Here is an 18,929-nt window from a genome sequence, read left to right on the forward strand (position 1 = left end):
ATTGTCACCTTGATCTCGTGGACACTCTCCAGAAAATTGCATGGAGAGAACACTGCAATGAAAACGAGCTGGGAGGCTTTCTGATGGACATAGGATTTCCGCATGCAGCGCTCATGACCACGCTGGGGGTCCTCTGCGGTGTCGTGGCTGTGACCGCAGGTGGCGGTGTCACGATTGGTGTCCCGCTGCTTATGCTCCTGGGTGTACCAGCGACAGTAAGCGTCATCGCAGTCAAGGTGGCGTTGTGGGCCTCCTTCCTCACGGGCTCGATCGCGCACGCAAAAAAGCAACCCGCGCTGGCAGTCGCCATGCCATGGTGGATATGGCCCATGTGCTTGCTCGGTGCAGTTGCTGGCGCCCAGGTGTTGGCCGCGTTGAATCCGGAGCGCATGAACGGCCTTGTCTTGACCTTGCTCATCGTCTCCATTGCGGGCACGTTCCACGCCACAAGACATAAGGCCGGAATAAGCGCCGCGCCAACGAGAGCACAACGAGCGACGGGTTTCCTGGCGATGCTGGCTCTGGCCATCTACTCTGGCTTCTTCGGCGCTGGCTTTGGCGTTTTTCTCATTTGGGCGTTAGTTGCCTTACACGGCCACTCGCCATCGAGCGCCGCAGCGCTAGGTACGCGTTTGAGCCTGGTCATCTCAACCGCATCGGTGGCCGTGTTCATGTGGAATGGTGTGGTGCCATGGTCAGTGACCATTCCGCTAGGCATTGGTTGCGCCGCGGGTGGTCTCCTGGGCGCCAGGGCAACCCAAGTGCTCGGCGATCGGTTCATCAAAACCATTACCTGGGTGGTGAGCATCCTGGTCGCTCTGAAGTTGCTGGTCAGTTCCCTCAACGATTCATAAAAGAAATCGTTCCAACCTAAAACAGGATTGGACGAAAATCATTGGAACCATGAAGATAGCGACACATCGCTTAATAAGACGGTGCAATTCAAATTACAACCGGAGACGCTTCATGAAGATTATTCCTCGCGCCTTGACCCTGGCGATTGGCTTGCTGGGTGCTTGCGCGGCCGTGAGTCAGACCTATCCCTCTGCGCCGGTCACCATGGTTGTGCCATTCGCTGCCGGCAGCGGCACTGATTCCGTGGCGCGCATTGTTGCCAAGAAGCTCGGTGAGCGCCTGAAGCAACCTGTGCTGATCGATAACCGGGCAGGCGCAAACGCCCAGATTGGTGCTCAGTTTGTAGCCAAGGCCAAGCCTGATGGGTACACCTTGTTCATGACGACCAATACGTCGCACTCTGCTAACCCCAGCCTCGTCGTCAATCTGAAGTACGACCCGATCAAGGACTTCACGCCGGTCGCCCGTGTGGGCGAACTTCCGTTCGCGTTGGTGGTACAAAAAAGCGATCCCGCCAAGTCGCTAAAAGGGTGGATTGAGCAGGTCAAGGCCAATCCCGGCAAATACTCTTACGCCACGCCCAACAGCACTTCACTGGTGGCCTCGGAAACCATCAAGCAGATTGCTGGTCTGGATATAGTTGCCATCCCCTACAAGTCGAGCCCGCAGGCCCTTACTGATTTGATCGGCGGGTCTATACAGATGTATGTAGTGGATCTGGGCTCCGGCATGGGCATGATCAACGCGGGGAGTGTCAGAGTTCTGGGTGTCACCACGAAAGCGCCGCTGAAATCGATGCCCGACGCCGTGCCTATCGCCAAGGAAGTCCCAGGATTTGACTTGACGTCCTGGAACGGAATCTTCGGCCCTGCAGGCATGCCCAAGCCCGTGGTGGACAAGCTGAACCTGGAACTGCAAGAGGTTCTGGCCGACAAAGAAGTGCAAGCGGCACTGGGCCAGTTGGGCTTCGAAACCTGGCCGAGCAAGACCCCAGAGGAGTTTGCCAAGTACGTGGCAGACCAACTGGCTCACTGGCGCGCCCTCATCAAGCAGGCAGGGATTCGTCCGGAGTAGGTAGACCGCTCCGCATTCGGCTTCCGCCTCCGGTCCGCTGGCAGGCGTGAAGATTCTGAACTTGACATCTGTGATGCCGATGAACAGTCTGGAAGAACTGCTCACCCAGGCGAGCCTACCGCCCCGACACCTGAAAGGAAATCCAATATGCCACCAAGTTACCTGGTTCGCACCGCCGATGTGCCAACCTATCAGCCCGCCAATCACCATCACACCCACAATCAACGACTGATTGGCCCGGAGACCGTTGGCGCCAAGCAGATGGAAGTATTAATGGGAACGCTGCACAAAGGTGGCGGCGCCCTACCCCACGCCCACCCTGGTATTGAACAAGCATGCTATCTGCTGGAAGGCACCGCCCACGTCGAGGTGGCCGGCCAGTCTTTCGAAATGGTGCCAGGGGACACCTGCTTTTTTCCCGCCGACCAGATGCATCTGTTCACTGTGACCAGTGACACCCCGGTGAAGCTGCTGGTAATTTACAGCCCGCCTTATGGCGAATCGCCTGACAAGGTGATTCGCCCCGGGGACACCATTTCGAAGGGATCCACGTAATGAACGTCAACAGCGTCGTGCTCGCAATGCCATGGCCTGCGCGATCTTGCGCCGCAGCGTCAAGGCCGTGAGTTGCTCGCGCTCCGCATCTCTGAGCGCCAGTTCTGCCTTGGATCTGCCTCTCCTGCTCACCAGGCGGTGTTGCAACACCACACGATTGAACAAGATACGCCAAGTTAGCTCAATGAATTCCCGACTCAGGATACTGGCCGTCTATGCAAGAATAATTTGCTTTTGTAACAACTATTCACTTATATTGCAGATTCAAATTTTTCTTGGATTTGAGACCTATGTCCCCACCTGGTTTCTCCAAAGTAGGTGAGGCTTCCCCGCCCACACACCGTTCTGCTTGTATGGCTATCCGGCAACTCCTCAGTTGGCCCGCGCGGTTTTTACAGGCGTTGAGCGGAGTCGGGTTGCTGAGCAGGCGCATTCTCCACACGCTCCTTCTAGCGTGCTGCGCACTGGGGACGGTGCAGGCCCAAGCGCAGGACTGGAGCGATGCGGCGAGCATGACGACGGCTCGGTACGATCACACATCAACCCTGCTGCCCAATGGCAAGGTACTGATCGCGGGGGGGTGGCGCAGCGGCGCTCTGGCGAGTGCGCAGGTGTATGACCCGGCCAGCAATACCTGGGGCGTAGAGAGCAGCATGGTGGCGGCTCGGCACACTCACACAGCGACGCTGCTGCCCAATGGCAAGGTGCTGATCGCGGGGGGCCATAACGGCACCAACTCTCTGGCGAGTGCGCAAGTATATGACCCGGCCAGCAATACTTGGAGCGATGCGGGCACCATCACGGCTCGGTCCTCTCACACGGCTACTCTGCTACCCAATGGCAAGGTGCTGATCGCAGGGGGGCGGGGCAACAGCGCTCTGGCGAGTGCGCAGGTGTATGACCCGGCCAGCAATAGCTGGAGCGATGCGGGCACCATCACGGCTCGGTCCTCTCACACGGCCACCCTGCTGCCCAATGGCAAGGTGTTGATCGCGGGGGGGAACAACGCCGGTGCTCTGGCGAGTGCGGAGGTGTATGACCCGGCCAACGGTAGCTGGAGCAATGCGAGCCCCCTGCCGACGGCGCGATACAGTCACACAGCGACGCTGCTGCCCGATGGCAAGGTGCTGGTCGCGGGGGGCAGCGGCAGCGGCGGTGCTCCGGTGAGTGCGCAGGTGTATGACCCGGCCAACGGTAACTGGAGCGATGCGGCCGGCATGACGACGGCTTGGTCCTTGCACACGGCCACCCTGCTGCCCAATGGCAAGGTGCTGATAACCTGGGGGGCGGGCGCGGAGGTGTATGACCCGGTCAACGGTAACAAGACCTCCGCAGCCGGCATGACGAGTCGGAGCCGGCACACGGCCACCCTGCTGTCCAATGGCAAGGTGCTGATCGCGGGAGGAGTCAGCACCCTTGCTCTGGCGAGTGTTCAGGTGTATGACCGGGGCCCAGCCAGCAATTCCTGGGGCCTAGTGAGCAGCATGGCGACGGCTCGGTACCTTCACACAGCGACGCTGCTGCCCAATGGCAAGGTGCTGATCGCTGGGGGGTGGAACAACAATGCTCTGGCGAGTGCGCAGGTGTATGACCCGGCCAGCAATTCCTGGGGCGCACAGATCAGCATGGTGGCGGCTCGGTACCATCACACGGCGACGCTACTGCCCAATGGCAAGGTGCTGATCGCGGGGGGGTGGAACGGCAGCGATTCTCTGGCGAGTGCGCAGGTGTATGACCCGGCCAGCAATTCCTGGGGCGCACAGATCAGCATGGTGGCGGCTCGGTACCATCACACGGCGACGCTACTGCCCAATGGCAAGGTGCTGATCGCGGGGGGGTGGAACGGCAGCGATTCTCTGGCGAGTGCGCAGGTGTATGACCCGGCCAGCAATTCCTGGAGCGATGCGGCCAACATGACGACGGCTCGGTACGGTCACACGGCGACGCTGCTGCCCAATGGCACGGTGCTGATCGCAGGGGGGGTCGATAGCAGCGCTTATCTGGCGAGTGCGCAGGTATACGACCCGGCCAGCAATACCTGGAGCGATGCGACCAACATGACGACGGGTCGGAACCAACACACGGCGACGCTGCTGCCCAATGGCAAGGTGCTGATCGCGGGGGGGTGGAACGGCGGCAGTTCTCTGGCGAGCGCGCAGGTGTATGACCCGGCCAGCAATTCCTGGGGCCTAGAGAGCAGTATGGTGGAGGCTCGGCACTCACACACAGCGACGTTGCTGCCCAATGGCAAGGTGCTGATCGCGGGAGGGCTCGGTAGCAGCGGTTATCTGGCGAGTGCGCAGGTGTATGACCCGGCCAGCAATTCCTGGGGCGCACAAAGCAGCATGGCGGCGGCTCGGCACTACCACACAGTGACGCTGCTGCCCGATGGCAAGGTGCTGGCCACGGGGGGGGACAACGGCGGTGCTCTGGCGAGTGCTCAGGTGTATGACCCGGCCAGCAATTCCTGGGGCGCCCAGAGCAGTATGGCGGGGGCTCGGTACCTTCACACAGCGACGCTGCTGCCCAATGGCAAGGTGCTGATCGCGGGAGGGGGGAACGGCGGTGTTCTGGCGACTGCGGAAGTTTTTTCAAATGCAGCCGATGTGGATCCAGCACGTGCGCCTGTGCTTGCCGCCCCGGTAAACACGTTGCTGCGACCGGGCGCCAGCGTCACACTTACCGGCACCCTGCTGCAAGGCGACAGTGAAGCGAGTGGTGGTGGCACATCAAACTCCGCCAGCAATCTGCCCGTGGTGCAGTTGCGCCGACTCGACAGTGGTGCCGTGAGTTGGTTAAGCCCTACAAGCTCGACGGCCACTTCCTACACCTCTACCGCTTTGCCAACGCAGCCTTTGCAAGCCCATGCGGGTTGGTATTCGCTGACCGCCTTTGTGAATGGCATAGAGTCCAACGCCGTTCTGGTGCAAGGCCCCCAGGTACCAAAAGCCCCTGGCAACGTGCTGCCCACGGCAGGTAATGCGGCGGCGCTCGTGGGTTTTACGGCCCCTGCGGAGGATGGCGGCATGACTGCGACGGAGTATCTGATCAAGGCCTATGCGGCCAGCGACACCACTACGCCGGTGGCTCAGCAGTCTTGCACCAGTCTTCAGTGTGCGGTCACTGGATTGGCCAATGGCACGGCCTATGTGTTCAGCGTGCAGGCCGTGAATGGAGTGGGCGCAGGCGCTGCTTCACCATTGACCGCACCGGTCACACCCTACGCCACGGCCGATGCGCCCACCGCGCTGGTGGCCGTCACGGGTGATGGGCAGGTCACCCTCAGTTGGACGGCACCCGCCAATGTCCTCGGTCATGCCATCACCGGCTATACCGTGACGGCCTACACCACGGAGGTGCCGCCGCAGGTTGCTGGCACCTGCAGCACGTCTGCCACGCCCCCTGCTGCGCCGGTCACGACCTGCACCATCGCAGACCTGACCAATGGCACGCCGTACAGCTTCACCGTACAGGTGATCACCACCGATGGCCCCGGGGCCAGTGCCTCCACCTCAGCCCCAGTGGCGCCGGTGGCCAGCGTGAACGTGCCAGGCGATGGCAGCTTGCCCAACGGCCAGGTGGGCCAGAGCTACAGCTCGGGCATTACACCCTCAGGGGGCGCCGCACCGTACCGTTTCACGATCACTTCAGGCCAGTTGCCTGCGGGCTTGAGTGCGGTCCTGTCACAGGACGGCGCTTCCATCGTGATCAGCGGCACACCCACGCAGCCCGAGACGCAAACATTCACTGTGTCTATCTCTGACAGTACGGTGCCTCAGACGTTCATGCTAAAGGCGGGGCCTACGGTGCCCACACTGGAGCAGACCTTCAGCATCACGGTGGACGCAGCCGCCATCGGCACCGTCGTTCCTGTGCCTTTGTTTGATGGGCCGTGGGAGAAGCTGCTGCTGTCTCTGGCGCTGATGGGCATCGCCACTTTGGCGGTTCGTAGGCGCTGGGTGAAGTGAGGGGGCATTGGCCACGTCCACCCTGGTATTGAGCAAGCATGCTATCTGCTCTGAAAACGTAGCTGCCGCTCGCCGCGCCGGGCTTCCTTCTTTCGTCTACGACGGCAGAAGTGGTGCCGATGTATTGAATAGATATTTGAACCGCTTTGGAATCAAGACAGCATAACTTGCCTTCCGCAATGTAGGCCCGGGGAAGGCTACAAAACAGGGCTTTTCAGCGACTGCAGTCGTGCCAACCAAACAGCGCCGACGGGCTCTTCGTCGGCATTGGAACCTCACACGAGCTGACGCTCGATGACTGGGTCAATGGTCAAGCGTCAGGCGTCAGGCAGCGAACAGTCGAGCGAGCGCGTCGATCGACTCGGGGCCATATCCGACCGAGCCGATCGGCACAGCACCGCCCACTGCCTCCAGCACTGCGGCCGTGCCCCCCGGGCCGAAGCCCCCACACAGCTCGATCAATTGCACGCCTTCTGCGACCAAGGCGCGCGCAACGTCAACGCCAGCTGCCGCCGTGGGAACGCCGACGGCAATCATCTGGAAGCGGTCTGACGCCATCACACATCGATGTTGACTTGGGTTCAGGCCAGCGCCGGTAACGATGAATCCAAAGCGCGCGAGAGGCATGAGTTGCTCCAAAGGGTTGTTAGTGCTCCGGATCATCCGCACAAAGCGTATGCTAGTCTACGTCCGTTATTGCCTTATATCGGACTGAAAAGGTCTTATGCTCGATCTACAACAGTTGCACTATTTCGTTGCCGTCGCCGAACTCGAGAGCATCGCGCGCGCCGCCGAGCGCTTGCACATTTCCCAGTCCCCGTTGAGCCGACAGATCATCGCGTTGGAAACGCGCATCGGGTTTTCCTTGTTTGAGCGAAGCGGAAAGCGCCTGAACCTCAATCTAGCCGGAAGAAGGTTCCTCGCTGAGAGCAAAGCCTTGTTGTCCGCTGCGCAACGACTGGAGGCACGCGCTGGCGATGAATCAAAGGGTCTCGCTGGAAACTTAACCATCGGCTATGTCGAGAGCGCTATGCATGCGGGTGTATTTCGGAGGGGCATGCTCGCGCTCAAGCGACGCTGTCCGGCTGCTGGGATACAGCTTCAGGCATTGAGGACGGCTGATCAGTTTGATGCCATTCGCCAGGGTGCGCTTGATGTTGGATTCGCGCATCGGGCGCACGGCATGGTCGCCAACCTCGAAAGTCGACGAATCTTTGAGGAGCCGTATCTTCTGGCGGTCCCTGTTGGTCACAGGCTTGCCTCTGAGGCATCTTCCACTGCGAAAGCCTTAGACGGCGAGGATTTCATTTTCCTGCCTCAGCACCTCGCGCCAGCGGGCCATGCGCAAATGCTAGCCGCCTGTCAGTTAGCGGGCTTCGAGCCATCGCTTCGCCACGAGGCGGCTGATCCCTCAGTGGCGCTCGAGCTAGTCGCTTGTGGCTTGGGACTTGCCATTGCACAGGCAAGCCTCAAACGAATTGCTCCGCCCGGAGTTCGTCTAATTCCGCTTCCCAAGGGCTTTGTGCTGAAGCTCGAAGTGCACTTGATCACGAACCGCGTGCCTACCCCGCTGGCCGAGCAGCTGTCGGCGCTGCTTCCCACTGTCTGAGGTTTCAACAAATTGTCAAACCACAGAACCCGTTCTGATCGGTTGTTGCTGGAACATAACCGTGAGCGAAGTGATCGGCGCCGTTTTGTGATGAGCACGCATCACCTTAGCCTGTCAGCTCAACAACGCACGATGCGCTGCCAGTGCACGACGGCCAAGCGGCCCGAACGTGACCTGCGTGTAGACGGTCGCCACGCTCTCTCGCAAACGTCTATGGGCCGGATCCACCTCGTCCCTCGGATGCCACGCCTGAACAATCCTTTCAGAAGGAACATCCACGGGCAGCTTGAAAATCTCCAACCCAAGTGCTGGCGCAACGGCACGCGCCAACGGCTCGGGCACACACGCGACCATGGAAGATCGTGCAGCGGCCATCAGCGCACCATATGAGCTTGGGACCGTCAACACCGGATTGCGGGAGACGCCTGCTTGGTCCAGCAAAGTATCGATCGATCCGCGCGCTCGCCCCCGCTGGGTGATGGCGACATGCAATTGCGACGAGAACTGCTTTAACGTCACACGCGTTTTGAACAACGGATGGCCGGCTTTCGCGACACCCACAATCTTCTGCTCGTACAGCACATCAGTCTGGATTTCAGGCCCACGGTCGACCAAAGCTCCCACGTCCAAGTCAATGTGCCCATCGCGCAGCGCAGAAGCATTGCCCTCGCTCTCAGGAACAAAACGAAGTCTAGCTAGCGGAATTTTCTCGTGCATTGCCTCGAGCAAGGTCGCACCGTAGACGATACCCATCCCTTCAGGTGCACGTATCGTAAATTCTCGGTCGATCATGGCCAATGGCACACCACTGTCTGGCCGCATCAAGTCGGTGGCTTCGGCCACGATTCGCCGCACCGATTCACGCATCGCGTTGGCTCGTGGCGTAGGGACCAGCTTGCGACCAGCACGAACGAGGATGGGATCCCCAAGGGCATCTCGAATTCTTCCCAAGGTATGGCTCATGGCCGGGGCGCTCAGGTGCATCTTTTGGGCGGCGCCGTTGACGCTACCCGTACTCAGCAAGGCATCCAAGGCTACAAGAAGATTGAAATCCATACATTCATCCTATGCAGCTATTCACTTCAAACAATGCACTGTACAGAATTTACTCTATGTTTGAAACTCGCGTTGTCTGCGATCGATGGATGGATTGCGATATTCCTTGACCAACGCAAAAAAAGCTCGGGCTTGGAACATTGCCGCACGGGCGTGAACGTCTCTTCGTCAGACGATCCCGATGTGCGGCTGACCTTGCCCACCTGAACCCCGGTTCAGGATAGCGGTCCGCCTTCTTTCGCAGACACCTTCTCCCCGATGGCGCAAGCGCAACTTGCGTCCATTAGCTTGTGTCTACCTACTTGGAGCCGCCTTTGACCCCATCGACCGCCAGCCGCACTGCACTCGCCACTTCGCTCATGCGCGCTGTTCACTCGCGCAGCGACCCCGCGCCACTCTTAAGCGACACATGGGGCGATCGCCTGGTTCCGGAACCGGTAAAAGCCGCTCTGCGGCAGCTTGCGATCGATCGGGCAAGCCCAGCTAAATCGAGTTCAACCCCGGATGTCGGCCAAACCCTTGACCACGCCCTTCGGGCCAATGCAGCGTACGCGGATGTCATCCTGCGGTCTCGATACACAGAGGATGCGCTGAAGCAGGCGGTATCGCGTGGCATGACCCAATGCGTGCTCATTGGCGCCGGGTTCGACAGCTTCATTCTCCGGCGCCCTGCTTGGGCAGAGGGGCTGACAATCATTGAAGTAGATCACCCTACGACGCAGCAGTTGAAGCGCGAGCGTATGACCGCGTGTGGCGTTTCAGTACCCAGTTCCGTGGAATTCGTTGAGGCCGATCTCTCGTTGGAGACACTGGAAGCAGCTCTGGCAAGATCCTCATTTCGGGCGGATAGCCCTGCCTTCTTTTCTTGGTTGGGTGTCACCATGTACCTCACGCGAGAGGCCAATCTGAACACTCTTCAATCGGTCTCCAAATGCTCGTTTTCAGGCAGCGAGTTGGTCTTCACCTATGTGGATGAAGCTGTTTTCGATTCAAGCCATACGCCCGATGAAGGCTTCCACAAGCTCAAGACTGAGGTTTCCAAAGCGGGGGAGGCTTTCCTCTCTGGCTTTACCCCGCGAAGTTTGAACGAGCTTCTCCTCAAATCCGGCCTTTTGCTGCTGGAAGATTTGGACGGCAACGAAGCTGCTGCGCGTTACGACGCTGAAGGTAAAAATGCTTTTTGCTCAGCTTCAGCAGCGCACATCGCACATGCGCGCACGATTGGCTCCCTTACAGGCACTTAGTCGGCCCATGGTGCAGAGACCCGCCAAGCAACTGGATGGCTCCACCGCAGTACCGAGTTGCCCCAGCGATGCTTACGATGAGCGATCCGATCCAGTTGCGGAAACTCGTCGTGAGAGCAGGATTCACGCCACAATGCCGACATTCAGTAAGTCAGCGTTGGAGTGCAAGCAAGTGACAGCGCGTCCATATCAAGCAATTGACCATGTTGTCATTCGCACCGTTGAAGCTGAGGCGCTCTACGAACTCTTTGGCGGCCAACTGGGGCTTCCGATAACTTGGCCTTTACAGAGGGCTGCTTTTGCCACTTTCGGCTGGATAGGCCTAGGCAACACTAATCTGGAAATCTGGGAGGCAGCAGATAACTCAGACCTGCCCGCAGACTGCGTGTTACCCCTGTTCCACCAAATTGCCCTCGCGCCAACCCAACTTGACGAGACGATTGCCGGCATCCAAGCTACAGGCTTGGCCTGCAAGGCTCCGCGACCCTATGCATCAAAGGATCAGAACGGAGTAGTTCACACTAACTTCACCAACTCCGTAATACTTGACCTTTCCAACGACGCCTGCTGCGTCTTCATCTGCGAGTGGGGCGACCGCGCGCCCATCGCGCCCTGGACGCCGGGTTTGACAACTCCACAGCGGCGAGCGGTCGAGCGGGAAGCACTGAACGCTTGCCGTGGGGGCCGCCTTGGCATCGTGGGTTTGAGGCGAATGGCATTAACGAGTCGAGACGTGCCGGCGGCGGTAGAAAAGTGGAGGCGACTGACAGGGTCGCAAAGGACATCCATCATGGTGGCGGACGACATTGAGCTTTCGCTGTTTCCTGGGAGTCACGACCGCATTCAGTCGCTGACCTTAGCCGTCAGAGATCTCAGCCACGCCCGGCGATTTCTTGCCGAGAACGACTTGCTTGAAGAGAGGGCAGCCCAGGATGACGTAGTGCTTGCGCGGCGGGTCACCGGCGGTTTGACATTTCGCTTAGTCGGCGATATCGACTGATCGCTTTTCGAAGCATCTAACGGCAACTTGGGGTCGATAGCACCACTTCATTCATGAACGCGCGCGTGAGGTGGCACGATCGATTGCGCAGACACCGGAGTACGGGCAGTCGCGCAGGGAGCGAAGGAAGGTGGAGATGCTGTTCGCGTACCTCAAGTGCATCATGAAGCTTGATCGACTCCGGCTACGGGGGCTCAGCGGTGCAAGAGACGAGTTCCTGATGGCTGCAACGGCTCAGAACCTCAGAAGAATGGCAAAGTGGCTGATGCCAACCGAAGCAGATACGGCATTGAAGATTGCGTAAGGAGGGCCGGGAGGTCTGTTGCACGCTCTCGTGTCGCGAACTCGATTACGAATCCTGTGTGATCGCCAGCGCGGACAGGATTTGAGTTAAGTTTTTCAACACTATCGGCGTAGAGTCGTCCTCAAACTGTCTACGTTGAATTTCGGCAACCAGCCTCTAGCGGCCGTCTTCGGGGTCATATCTGCCGACTTTGACTAGGTGCAGCAGGCAGGAGGTGGTTAGTCTCGCGGTCGCACACACCAAGCTTAGCGGGCGTAGTAGTTCACATTGACTATCGAAAATCGAACATTGTCGATAGTCAGTGACCAATGAAAAGGCAAAAGTGCGAGGTTCCCTGGCCGACGGCGTTGCCGCTTTAAACGCACGCCGACAAGGACGAACGAACGCCTTAGACAGTCGGAACCGTTCCTCCATCGATCACGTGTTCCGAGCCCGACACCGATGCCGCGCGCGGCGATACCAGGAAGGTGATCAGGTCTGCGACCTCTTTGGGCGTGGCGGGCCGCCCCACAGGAATTCCGCCAAGCCAGTCCATGACCACCTTCTTCCCACCTTCATAGTCCGTGCCTGCTTCGGCACCCATTCGTTGGGCGAACGCAACCGACGCCTCTGTTTCAATCCAGCCCGGTGAGACGCGCACAACGCGGACACCTTTCGGCGTAACCTCCTTCGACAATGACTTGCTGTAGGTCGATAAGGCGCCCTTGGCGGCAGCGTAGGCGGTGGTCGATTCCGGGAGCGGAAGTACACGCTGGATTGAGGTCACGTGCAGTACTACGCCTGTACCCTTGGCCAGCATTGCGGGCAACAGCGCACGGTCAAGACGAACTGCGGACATGAAGTTCAGGTTCAACTCGTTGAACCACACCGCGTCATCGAGTGCCGCAAATCCACCTGCCGGCGCGCTGGAGCCGCCCAGGGAGTTGATCAGGATATCGACACCGCCCCAATGCTCTTTCACCGCGCGCGCCAGTTCGGACACACCTTCCGCGGTCGCGAGGTCGGTCTGTACGTATGTCACACCTTCCAGCGGATTCGCTGGTGCAGCCCGCGCAGTGGTCATGACCTGCACGCCGACTTCACGGAGGCTCTTGACAAGTGCAGCACCAAGACCCTTGGTGCCGCCCGTGACCAGGGCACGCTGCCCTTGCAGTTGGAGGTCGAAATTCATACCGTGATCTCCAGCGTTGCGATCAGACCGCGTTCCAGGCGAAAGCGGTACGACAGGTCGATGGGGCTGCTGGGGAAGTTGCCGGTGACCTTGGCGCGGACGATCTGAAAGCCATCCTCACGCGCCAATGCGAACGGCATGCTCGTGGCGCTGTATTTAGCGGACGCCTCGGCCATAAAGGCCTTGATGGCATCGACGCCTGTGTAGGTGTGGCCGTCGTCCTTCATGACGGCTCGCGAGGTAAAGCAATGCGCCAGGGCTTCAGGTTTGTGCTCGGCCGCGAAGTACGCGGCAATCGGCTCAGGAAGATTCAAGTTGCTCATGTTGAGGGCTCCATGTGGTGAATGAAGACCTGAGGATGCGCGTCGCGGTGAATTTAGTGAATACCCTAAAATTCAGATGAGCTATGTAGAAAGGAATACATAATGCGCGGGTCCGAATTCGCCGAACTGAAGGCTTTTGCCGCCGTGGTTGAGCGGGCGAGCTTTGCTCGGGCGGCAGAGCATCTAGGCTTGTCGCCTTCCGCGCTCAGCCAAACCATCCGGCAACTCGAAAGCCGGATCGGTGCACGCCTGTTAAATCGCACGACGCGAAGCGTCGCCCCCTCGGCCAGTGGCGAACTGCTTTACCGGCGCATCGCGCCGTTGTTCCGCGAGATGACGGCCGCGGTCGCCGAGGCCAGCGAGGCTGCCGGCCAGACCAGTGGGACGCTGCGCATCAACACGCTGGGGATCGCGGCCCGAACCATCATTGCGCCCAGGCTTTCACGCTTTCATCAGGCATACCCTGACGTGGTTCTCGACATCGTGGTCGATGACGCGCTGGCCGACATCGTCGTTGGCCGGTTCGACGCCGGCATTCGAGTGGGCGGGCGGCTCGAAAAAGACATGATTGCCGTGCGCCTCACACCTGATCTAAACATGGTTGCCGTCGCGTCGCCCGACTACCTCGCGCGTCGAGGCACACCCAAAAAGCCCGAAGATTTGCATCACCACGCGTGCATCAACTGGCGACTCCAGATGGACGGCAGGCACTATCGCTGGGAGTTTGAGAAAAGGGGGATACGTCTCGAAGTGCCCGTGGACGGCCCTGTTGTCACCAACCACGTTGACATCGGTGTCGCTGCTGCGCTCAATGGGCTGGGCATTGCTTATCACTTCGAGCGGGACGGCGTGGGTGAACTCTTGGCGGAGGGACGGCTGGTCCAGGTCCTCGCGGACTGGTCGATCTCGCGGCCCGGACTGTTTCTCTACTACCCTAACAGGCAGTACCGCCCAGCCCTGCTGGGTGCCTTCATCAACTGCCTGTTAGACAAAGATTTGGCATGAGCCTACAAATCGAGCCCGCAGGCGCTTACTGATTTGGCTTGGCCGGTGGCCAGGTAGGCGGCTTCGAGTCCCAATGTGTCGTATTTGCTTTTGGCGATGCTTTCTTAGTGAGTTGCCGTTTCATGGGCGCCCGCACTGCCTGTTCGGCTTGCAGCAGGTCTTCGGATAACCACTCCAGCACCTGCTGCTGCAGCAAGAATTGGCAGATAGCACCCATTCGCTCGAGCACATTGAGTGGCAGCAATCAGCCTGAAGCACCTATCGACAGGGACGGCTTTGCAGCGGTTGGAGTCCGTCGTTGCGGGTGGTTGAACTCGCGCCAATAGCGACAAAGCTGTCGCTGAACTTTGCGACAGCAGGACGCACGAGGGCCAGCAATACGCGTTCGATCGCGACGCCATAAATGGTGCTGTCCTCTTCAATTCCTCGAGCCACGACGGCCAAAAGACGCCTGGAATAATCGCAGATAGGGAACCGCTGCTGCCGTGAAATGCTTCATGTCCAGGGTGGGTAATAGGTGAGGAAAAGACTTGCTCGAAGCGCAGCGATAGCTGGACCCGTCGCTATTAGATGCTTTGTCCGCCCGAAACCTCGATGCGCTGTGCAGTCACCCAATGGTTGTCGGGCCGCAGCAAGCTGGCCACCATAGGGCCGATGTCATCGGGAAGCCCCACCCGGCCCAGTGCAGTGATGGTGGAGAAAGCTTCGTTGTAGCCGGGGGTGTCGCGCACGGCACCTCCCAGAAAGTCGGTTTCGATAGCGCCGGGTGCCACCGTATTGACGGTGATGCCGCGACTTCCCAACTCCTTTGCCATGTACAACGTCAGGATTTCCACTGCCCCTTTAGCGGCGGAATACGCAGAGAAACCGGGGAAAGACACACGGGTCAGGCCGGAGGAGAAATTGACGATACGCCCCTTCTCGGCCAGCAACGGCAGCAAGGTCTGGGTCAAGAAGAAAACTCCCTTCACATGGACATTGAACAAGCCGTCAAATTGTGCCTCCGTCGTTTCCGCCAGACTGGCCATTTCTCCGTGGCCGGCGTTGTTGATGAGGTGGTTAAAGCTCGAACGCTCCCAGCGCGCCTTCAGGGCGGCTCGAACCTCATGAGCAAAACTCGGAAAGGTAGAAATTGTAGAAACGTCGAGCTGGAGAGCGATAGCTTTGCGGCCTATGCGCTCGATTTCGGCCACGACGGCTTGCGCATCGTCGGCTCCGCTGCGGTAGGTCAAGATGACGTCGCCGCCTTGCCGCGCGATGCTCAATGCGGTGTTACGACCCAGACCGCGGCTACCGCCGGTGACCAAAGAAATGCTATTCATGTTGATTCCTCGAAAGTGCATGTTGAAGCCATTGATTTTTCGCCCGACGGCTTCAGAAAAGTTGCGCTTAAATCGCTAGTTCTTGCTCAAAAGTCCGACATGTGGGCGTGGCCGAAACCCTTGGCATAGACTGCCCAGATGACTCAAAGGCTTTTTGAAATGGCTTTTCGCTTCGCCGAGTCGCATGCCGACCGCAATGGCGTCGCCCGTACACCTATCCCCGGAGTGACCGTGATACTCGAAACGGCTCCGGGTGCACTGCAATTCGCCATCAACCGACCTCTGGTTGCTCTGGTACTGCAAGGTCGAAAACGTGTGGTTATGGGGCACACAACGTTTGAGTTCGGTGCCGGTGAATCTCTGCTCATCACCACCGATGTGCCGACCGTCAGCGAAATCACCGCCGCCAGTGCAGCAGCGCCCTATGTCTCCATCGTGCTTGACCTGGACATCACCATTCTTGAAAGCTTGGTGGTGGAGATGGGGGCAGCGCCTTGGGCCATCGGTCAAGCTGTGCGGGTGGACCCGACGGGGCCGGATGTGGCAGACTGCGCCCGTCGGCTGATGGCCTTGCTCGAACGTCCGGCTTCACTCGGGGTGCTACAGACGCAGTTGTTGCGTGAATTGCATTACTGGCTGCTCACGGGCGAGCACGCTGGTGCTATCAGGGCGCTTGGCGTGGTCGACAGCCATGCCCAGCGCATTGGCCGGGCTGTAGCTCGCATCCGCGAAGACTATGCCCAGGTTCTAGATGTCGAACAACTCGCGGCGATTGCCGGCATGAGCATCTCGACGTTTCACGAACACTTTCGCTCGATCACCTCGCTGACGCCGATTCAACTGCAGAAGCGCTTCCGGCTTATCGAAGCGCGTCGGCGATTGTTATCGGAGGGGCTGATGGTGGCCCACGCAGCGCACAGCGTGGGATATGAGAGCATTCCACAGTTCACCCGCGACTATGGTCGCTTGTTTGGCATGTCGCCCGCGCGCGAGGTCCGCACTGTCCGGTTGAAGTTGACTCTGCCTGCGTAAGGTTGCGACGGGGCCGAATCAATTGGCAGGCAAGAGCTATCAATGCCCTAGACGGAAGCCATGTTGTGGTTTGGTTAAATTGAGAAGCTTGCGGGAAGGTCTGTTGCTGGCCGAGACAGGCGCCTTCAACTGCAATCCGCCTGAAACAGGCTCCCAGGCTCAGTTACGTTAGTGGCGCCTCCTCTCGGCCCCTCCGGAAAAGTTGTTAATGCAATCAGCGACCAAATCTAGATGAACTACTTCCAAAGTTATCAATAGAGCTCGGGGTGAAGGCATCCGGCCTGCTTGGTTTTCTTGTGTCACCTAAAAAAGTACAAAATTAAATAAAAAGCGTACAAATTTTTAGTGGCCGCAAGCTTTTCGTCCATTCCATGGCGAGAACCCTGTAAAAAGCTGCATATAGGAATGAACTTTTCGTCTTAGCACTCACTCCAACAGAGTGCTAAAATTCCCGACTATGACTAAAGGACATTCCAAGATGAGTACTGCGGTTTCTGCCCCTACCACTGCGGTGGCGCTGGCTAATCCATGGTCCGTCGTCCCGTCCCTGGGCAACCTCGACGCTTACATTACGGCCGTCAACCGGATGCCGATGCTGACGCACGAGGAAGAACAACGCTTTGCCCGGGAGCTGCGTGACACGGGGAGCCTGGAATCAGCTGGCAAGCTGGTGCTTTCGCACCTGCGCCTGGTCGTTTCTACTTCTCGCCAATACCTTGGCTATGGTCTGCCCCACGCAGACCTGATCCAGGAAGGCAACGTGGGCTTGATGAAAGCCGTGAAGCGCTTTGACCCTGATCAGGGCGTGCGCCTGGTAAGTTACGCCCTTCACTGGATCAAAGCTGAGATCCATGAATACATTCTGAAGAACTGGCGCCTGGTGAAGGTGGCTACCACCAAAGCCCAGCGCAAGCTGTTCTTCAATCTGCGGTCTATGAAACAGGGTTTCAAGTCCAAGGATGCGGAACAAGAGATCACTTTCCGTGACAACTTGTCAGACGCCCAGATTGACGTGGTAGCTCGTGAGCTGAACGTCAAGGCGGATGAGGTGCGCGAGATGGAGATGCGCCTGTCTGGTGGCGATGTGCTGCTTGATCCATCACCTTCGGATGACGGCGAGCAGGCTTTTGGGCCTATCGCCTATCTGGCTGACGCTAATCATGAGCCCACGGCCATGATTGAATCAGCTCAGCGGGATGCGCTGGCTACTGAAGGCATCGCCAATGCTCTGAAAGGGCTGGATGAGCGTAGCCGCCGGATTGTGACGGAGCGTTGGTTGAACGTGCGTGACGATGGATCCGGTGGGATGACGCTGCATGACCTGGCTGGGGAATATGGGGTCAGTGCTGAGCGTATCCGCCAGATTGAAGTGGCCGCCATGAAGAAGATGAAGGCTGCGTTGGCGGAATACGCCTGAGCTTTTAGCTTGACTTGATGAAACCGCCCGCTGCTTGCGCCGGGCGGTTTTTTTATGGGCGGTACCGGCAAAGGCCAGGTTTAGCTTGGTGAGCTGTTTACGCTGGAGGCGCTGAATGCCGCGCGGGAGCTCGGCGGTCCCGGCGGGAGACTACTGCGGTGAGCTTGGCGAAGAGGGTGAAACGGGGCGCGAGGTTTCGACCCTTCGACGAGCTCAGGACAGGCCGAGCTCAACCCGAACGGTCATTTTTTTGTAGCATCACCTCAACGCGAAGGGTCGTTTCGGTTCTGCATTAGCTCGGCCCGAACGGCCTCTATCGGCTAAACGCAAACCGCTGTTAAGCGCCTTTAAGCAGCAGGGCAACGTCGTCGGCCAGGGGTTTGGCCCCGGCGCCGTAGCGGGAATAGAGGCGCAGGCGGCCGGAAGGGTCGTAGATGTAGCTGGCGGCGGTGTGGTCTATGGTGTAGCTGCCGGGGGTTTTGCCGTCCACCTTCTTGAAGTAAATCTTGAAGTCTTTGGTGGTTTCGGCGAGCTTTTCTGGGGAAGATGCGTACAGGGCTACAAAGCTAGGATCGAAAGCAGCCATATAGGCTTTAAGGACTTCTGGGGTATCGCGTTCGGGGTCTACGCTCACGAACAGGCCTTGCAGTTTGTCGCCATCAGCGCCAAGGAGTTTTTTGGCTTCGGCCAACTCAGCCAAGGTGGTGGGGCAAACATCGGGGCATTGCGCAAAGCCGAAAAAGATCACCACAGCCTTGCCCTTGAAATCCTCCATGGTGCGAGGCTTTCCATTGAAATCGGTCAGCTGAAAATTCTTGGCGTAATCTGCACCAGTGATGTCTACAGAGTGGAACTGCACCACCTTGGAGTCAGAGCAGGCGCTCAGCAGGCCCAGCGCGGCCAGCGTGCTTGCGGCGGCCATGGTTTTCAATGTGAATCGGCGTTGCATAAAAATTCCTCAGTTTTCTGCCGGTGTCTGGGTGCGGACGCTGGC

At 58.9% G+C, this 18,929-nt stretch carries 17 protein-coding genes and 2 pseudogenes; 11 read left to right on the top strand and 8 right to left on the bottom strand.

Features of this window, described 5'->3' with window-relative positions:
- Positions 1-83: 83 nt before the first annotated feature.
- The 3 genes from G518_RS0111035 to G518_RS0111045 all read left to right on the top strand — a co-directional run bounded on the left by G518_RS0111035 (position 84) and on the right by G518_RS0111045 (position 2,484).
- On the top strand, positions 84-854 hold the full coding sequence (locus G518_RS0111035; protein ID WP_028602597.1) for a sulfite exporter TauE/SafE family protein: 771 nt from the start codon (positions 84-86) through the stop codon (positions 852-854).
- Positions 855-966: 112 nt separating this feature from the next.
- Positions 967-1,929 (top strand): Bug family tripartite tricarboxylate transporter substrate binding protein, encoded by a 963-nt coding sequence (locus G518_RS0111040; protein WP_028602598.1) that lies wholly within the window; start codon positions 967-969, stop codon positions 1,927-1,929.
- 147 nt (positions 1,930-2,076) lie between these two features.
- The gene (locus tag G518_RS0111045; RefSeq protein WP_028602599.1) at positions 2,077-2,484 is read left to right on the top strand and encodes a cupin domain-containing protein; all 408 of its coding nucleotides are present in this window, start codon (positions 2,077-2,079) and stop codon (positions 2,482-2,484) included.
- A gap of 6 nt (positions 2,485-2,490) precedes the next feature.
- On the opposite strand, the gene G518_RS39255 is transcribed toward G518_RS0111045, so the two are convergent.
- Positions 2,491-2,649: a hypothetical protein gene (locus G518_RS39255; protein WP_342663764.1), complete on the bottom strand. Its 159-nt coding sequence runs from the start codon at positions 2,647-2,649 to the stop codon at positions 2,491-2,493.
- 125 nt (positions 2,650-2,774) lie between these two features.
- On the opposite strand from G518_RS39255, the gene G518_RS38400 reads away from it, so the two are divergent.
- Entirely contained in the window at positions 2,775-6,452 is a 3,678-nt protein-coding gene (locus tag G518_RS38400; RefSeq protein WP_084651695.1) for a Kelch repeat-containing protein, read from the top strand.
- A gap of 324 nt (positions 6,453-6,776) precedes the next feature.
- Here the strand turns inward: G518_RS38400 and G518_RS0111060 are convergent, their stop codons facing one another.
- Entirely contained in the window at positions 6,777-7,079 is a 303-nt protein-coding gene (locus tag G518_RS0111060) for a DUF6506 family protein (protein WP_028602600.1), read from the bottom strand.
- A gap of 97 nt (positions 7,080-7,176) precedes the next feature.
- Between G518_RS0111060 and G518_RS0111065 the strand changes: the two genes are divergently transcribed.
- A complete protein-coding gene (locus G518_RS0111065) occupies positions 7,177-8,061 on the top strand; it encodes a LysR substrate-binding domain-containing protein (RefSeq protein ID WP_028602601.1) in 885 nt (294 codons plus the stop codon).
- 114 nt (positions 8,062-8,175) lie between these two features.
- Here G518_RS0111065 and G518_RS34715 read toward each other — a convergent pair whose 3' ends face one another.
- Positions 8,176-9,117, bottom strand: coding sequence for a LysR family transcriptional regulator (locus tag G518_RS34715; RefSeq protein WP_051236429.1), 942 nt, complete (start codon positions 9,115-9,117; stop codon positions 8,176-8,178).
- A 314-nt stretch (positions 9,118-9,431) separates the two neighbouring features.
- Between G518_RS34715 and G518_RS0111080 the strand changes: the two genes are divergently transcribed.
- The 3 genes and pseudogenes from G518_RS0111080 to G518_RS0111090 all read left to right on the top strand — a co-directional run.
- Positions 9,432-10,361 (top strand): class I SAM-dependent methyltransferase, encoded by a 930-nt coding sequence (locus G518_RS0111080; protein WP_028602602.1) that lies wholly within the window; start codon positions 9,432-9,434, stop codon positions 10,359-10,361.
- Positions 10,362-10,494: 133 nt separating this feature from the next.
- Positions 10,495-11,361 (top strand): hypothetical protein, encoded by an 867-nt coding sequence (locus G518_RS0111085; protein ID WP_051236431.1) that lies wholly within the window; start codon positions 10,495-10,497, stop codon positions 11,359-11,361.
- A gap of 49 nt (positions 11,362-11,410) precedes the next feature.
- A pseudogene (locus G518_RS0111090) lies at positions 11,411-11,665 on the top strand (transposase); the annotation flags it as partial.
- Positions 11,666-12,053: 388 nt separating this feature from the next.
- Here G518_RS0111090 and G518_RS0111095 read toward each other — a convergent pair.
- A complete protein-coding gene (locus G518_RS0111095; RefSeq protein WP_028602605.1) occupies positions 12,054-12,836 on the bottom strand; it encodes an SDR family oxidoreductase in 783 nt (260 codons plus the stop codon).
- The gene (locus G518_RS0111100; RefSeq protein ID WP_028602606.1) at positions 12,833-13,159 is read right to left on the bottom strand and encodes a nuclear transport factor 2 family protein; all 327 of its coding nucleotides are present in this window, start codon (positions 13,157-13,159) and stop codon (positions 12,833-12,835) included. Before G518_RS0111100 ends, G518_RS0111095 begins: the two co-directional genes overlap by 4 nt.
- A 102-nt stretch (positions 13,160-13,261) precedes the next feature.
- Here G518_RS0111100 and G518_RS0111105 point away from each other — a divergent pair, with 102 nt between their 5' ends.
- Entirely contained in the window at positions 13,262-14,164 is a 903-nt protein-coding gene (locus G518_RS0111105) for a LysR family transcriptional regulator (RefSeq protein WP_028602607.1), read from the top strand.
- A gap of 20 nt (positions 14,165-14,184) precedes the next feature.
- On the opposite strand, the pseudogene G518_RS40970 reads toward G518_RS0111105, so the two are convergent.
- Positions 14,185-14,372, bottom strand: a pseudogene (locus G518_RS40970) (transcription elongation factor GreAB); the annotation flags it as partial.
- A 358-nt stretch (positions 14,373-14,730) separates the two neighbouring features.
- Positions 14,731-15,486: an SDR family NAD(P)-dependent oxidoreductase gene (locus G518_RS0111115; RefSeq protein ID WP_028602609.1), complete on the bottom strand. Its 756-nt coding sequence runs from the start codon at positions 15,484-15,486 to the stop codon at positions 14,731-14,733.
- 159 nt (positions 15,487-15,645) lie between these two features.
- Here G518_RS0111115 and G518_RS0111120 point away from each other — a divergent pair, with 159 nt between their 5' ends.
- Both G518_RS0111120 and rpoH read left to right on the top strand, forming a co-directional pair.
- The gene (locus G518_RS0111120) at positions 15,646-16,518 is read left to right on the top strand and encodes an AraC family transcriptional regulator (RefSeq protein WP_245597956.1); all 873 of its coding nucleotides are present in this window, start codon (positions 15,646-15,648) and stop codon (positions 16,516-16,518) included.
- A gap of 478 nt (positions 16,519-16,996) precedes the next feature.
- The gene (gene rpoH / locus G518_RS0111125; RefSeq protein ID WP_028602611.1) at positions 16,997-17,935 is read left to right on the top strand and encodes an RNA polymerase sigma factor RpoH; all 939 of its coding nucleotides are present in this window, start codon (positions 16,997-16,999) and stop codon (positions 17,933-17,935) included.
- A gap of 337 nt (positions 17,936-18,272) precedes the next feature.
- On the opposite strand, the gene G518_RS0111130 is transcribed toward rpoH, so the two are convergent.
- A complete protein-coding gene (locus G518_RS0111130; protein WP_211231702.1) occupies positions 18,273-18,884 on the bottom strand; it encodes an SCO family protein in 612 nt (203 codons plus the stop codon).
- Between the last annotated feature and the right edge of the window lie 45 nt (positions 18,885-18,929).

This window comes from Ottowia thiooxydans DSM 14619 (assembly GCF_000422885.1).
GTDB lineage: Bacteria > Pseudomonadota > Gammaproteobacteria > Burkholderiales > Burkholderiaceae_C > Ottowia > Ottowia thiooxydans.

What these genes read in the sequence shown, in the direction of transcription:
- G518_RS0111035 (WP_028602597.1), top strand. Translation starts at nt 84, where the DNA reads ATGGACATAGGATTTCCGCATGCAGCGCTCATGACCACGCTGGGGGTC.
- G518_RS0111040 (WP_028602598.1), top strand. Translation starts at nt 967, where the DNA reads ATGAAGATTATTCCTCGCGCCTTGACCCTGGCGATTGGCTTGCTGGGT.
- G518_RS0111045 (WP_028602599.1), top strand. Translation starts at nt 2,077, where the DNA reads ATGCCACCAAGTTACCTGGTTCGCACCGCCGATGTGCCAACCTATCAG.
- G518_RS38400 (WP_084651695.1), top strand. Translation starts at nt 2,775, where the DNA reads ATGTCCCCACCTGGTTTCTCCAAAGTAGGTGAGGCTTCCCCGCCCACA.
- G518_RS0111060 (WP_028602600.1), bottom strand. Translation starts at nt 7,079, where the DNA reads ATGCCTCTCGCGCGCTTTGGATTCATCGTTACCGGCGCTGGCCTGAAC.
- G518_RS0111065 (WP_028602601.1), top strand. Translation starts at nt 7,177, where the DNA reads ATGCTCGATCTACAACAGTTGCACTATTTCGTTGCCGTCGCCGAACTC.
- G518_RS34715 (WP_051236429.1), bottom strand. Translation starts at nt 9,117, where the DNA reads ATGGATTTCAATCTTCTTGTAGCCTTGGATGCCTTGCTGAGTACGGGT.
- G518_RS0111085 (WP_051236431.1), top strand. Translation starts at nt 10,495, where the DNA reads ATGCCGACATTCAGTAAGTCAGCGTTGGAGTGCAAGCAAGTGACAGCG.
- G518_RS0111095 (WP_028602605.1), bottom strand. Translation starts at nt 12,836, where the DNA reads ATGAATTTCGACCTCCAACTGCAAGGGCAGCGTGCCCTGGTCACGGGC.
- G518_RS0111100 (WP_028602606.1), bottom strand. Translation starts at nt 13,159, where the DNA reads ATGAGCAACTTGAATCTTCCTGAGCCGATTGCCGCGTACTTCGCGGCC.
- G518_RS0111105 (WP_028602607.1), top strand. Translation starts at nt 13,262, where the DNA reads ATGCGCGGGTCCGAATTCGCCGAACTGAAGGCTTTTGCCGCCGTGGTT.
- G518_RS0111115 (WP_028602609.1), bottom strand. Translation starts at nt 15,486, where the DNA reads ATGAATAGCATTTCTTTGGTCACCGGCGGTAGCCGCGGTCTGGGTCGT.
- G518_RS0111120 (WP_245597956.1), top strand. Translation starts at nt 15,646, where the DNA reads ATGGCTTTTCGCTTCGCCGAGTCGCATGCCGACCGCAATGGCGTCGCC.
- rpoH (WP_028602611.1), top strand. Translation starts at nt 16,997, where the DNA reads ATGAGTACTGCGGTTTCTGCCCCTACCACTGCGGTGGCGCTGGCTAAT.
- G518_RS0111130 (WP_211231702.1), bottom strand. Translation starts at nt 18,884, where the DNA reads ATGCAACGCCGATTCACATTGAAAACCATGGCCGCCGCAAGCACGCTG.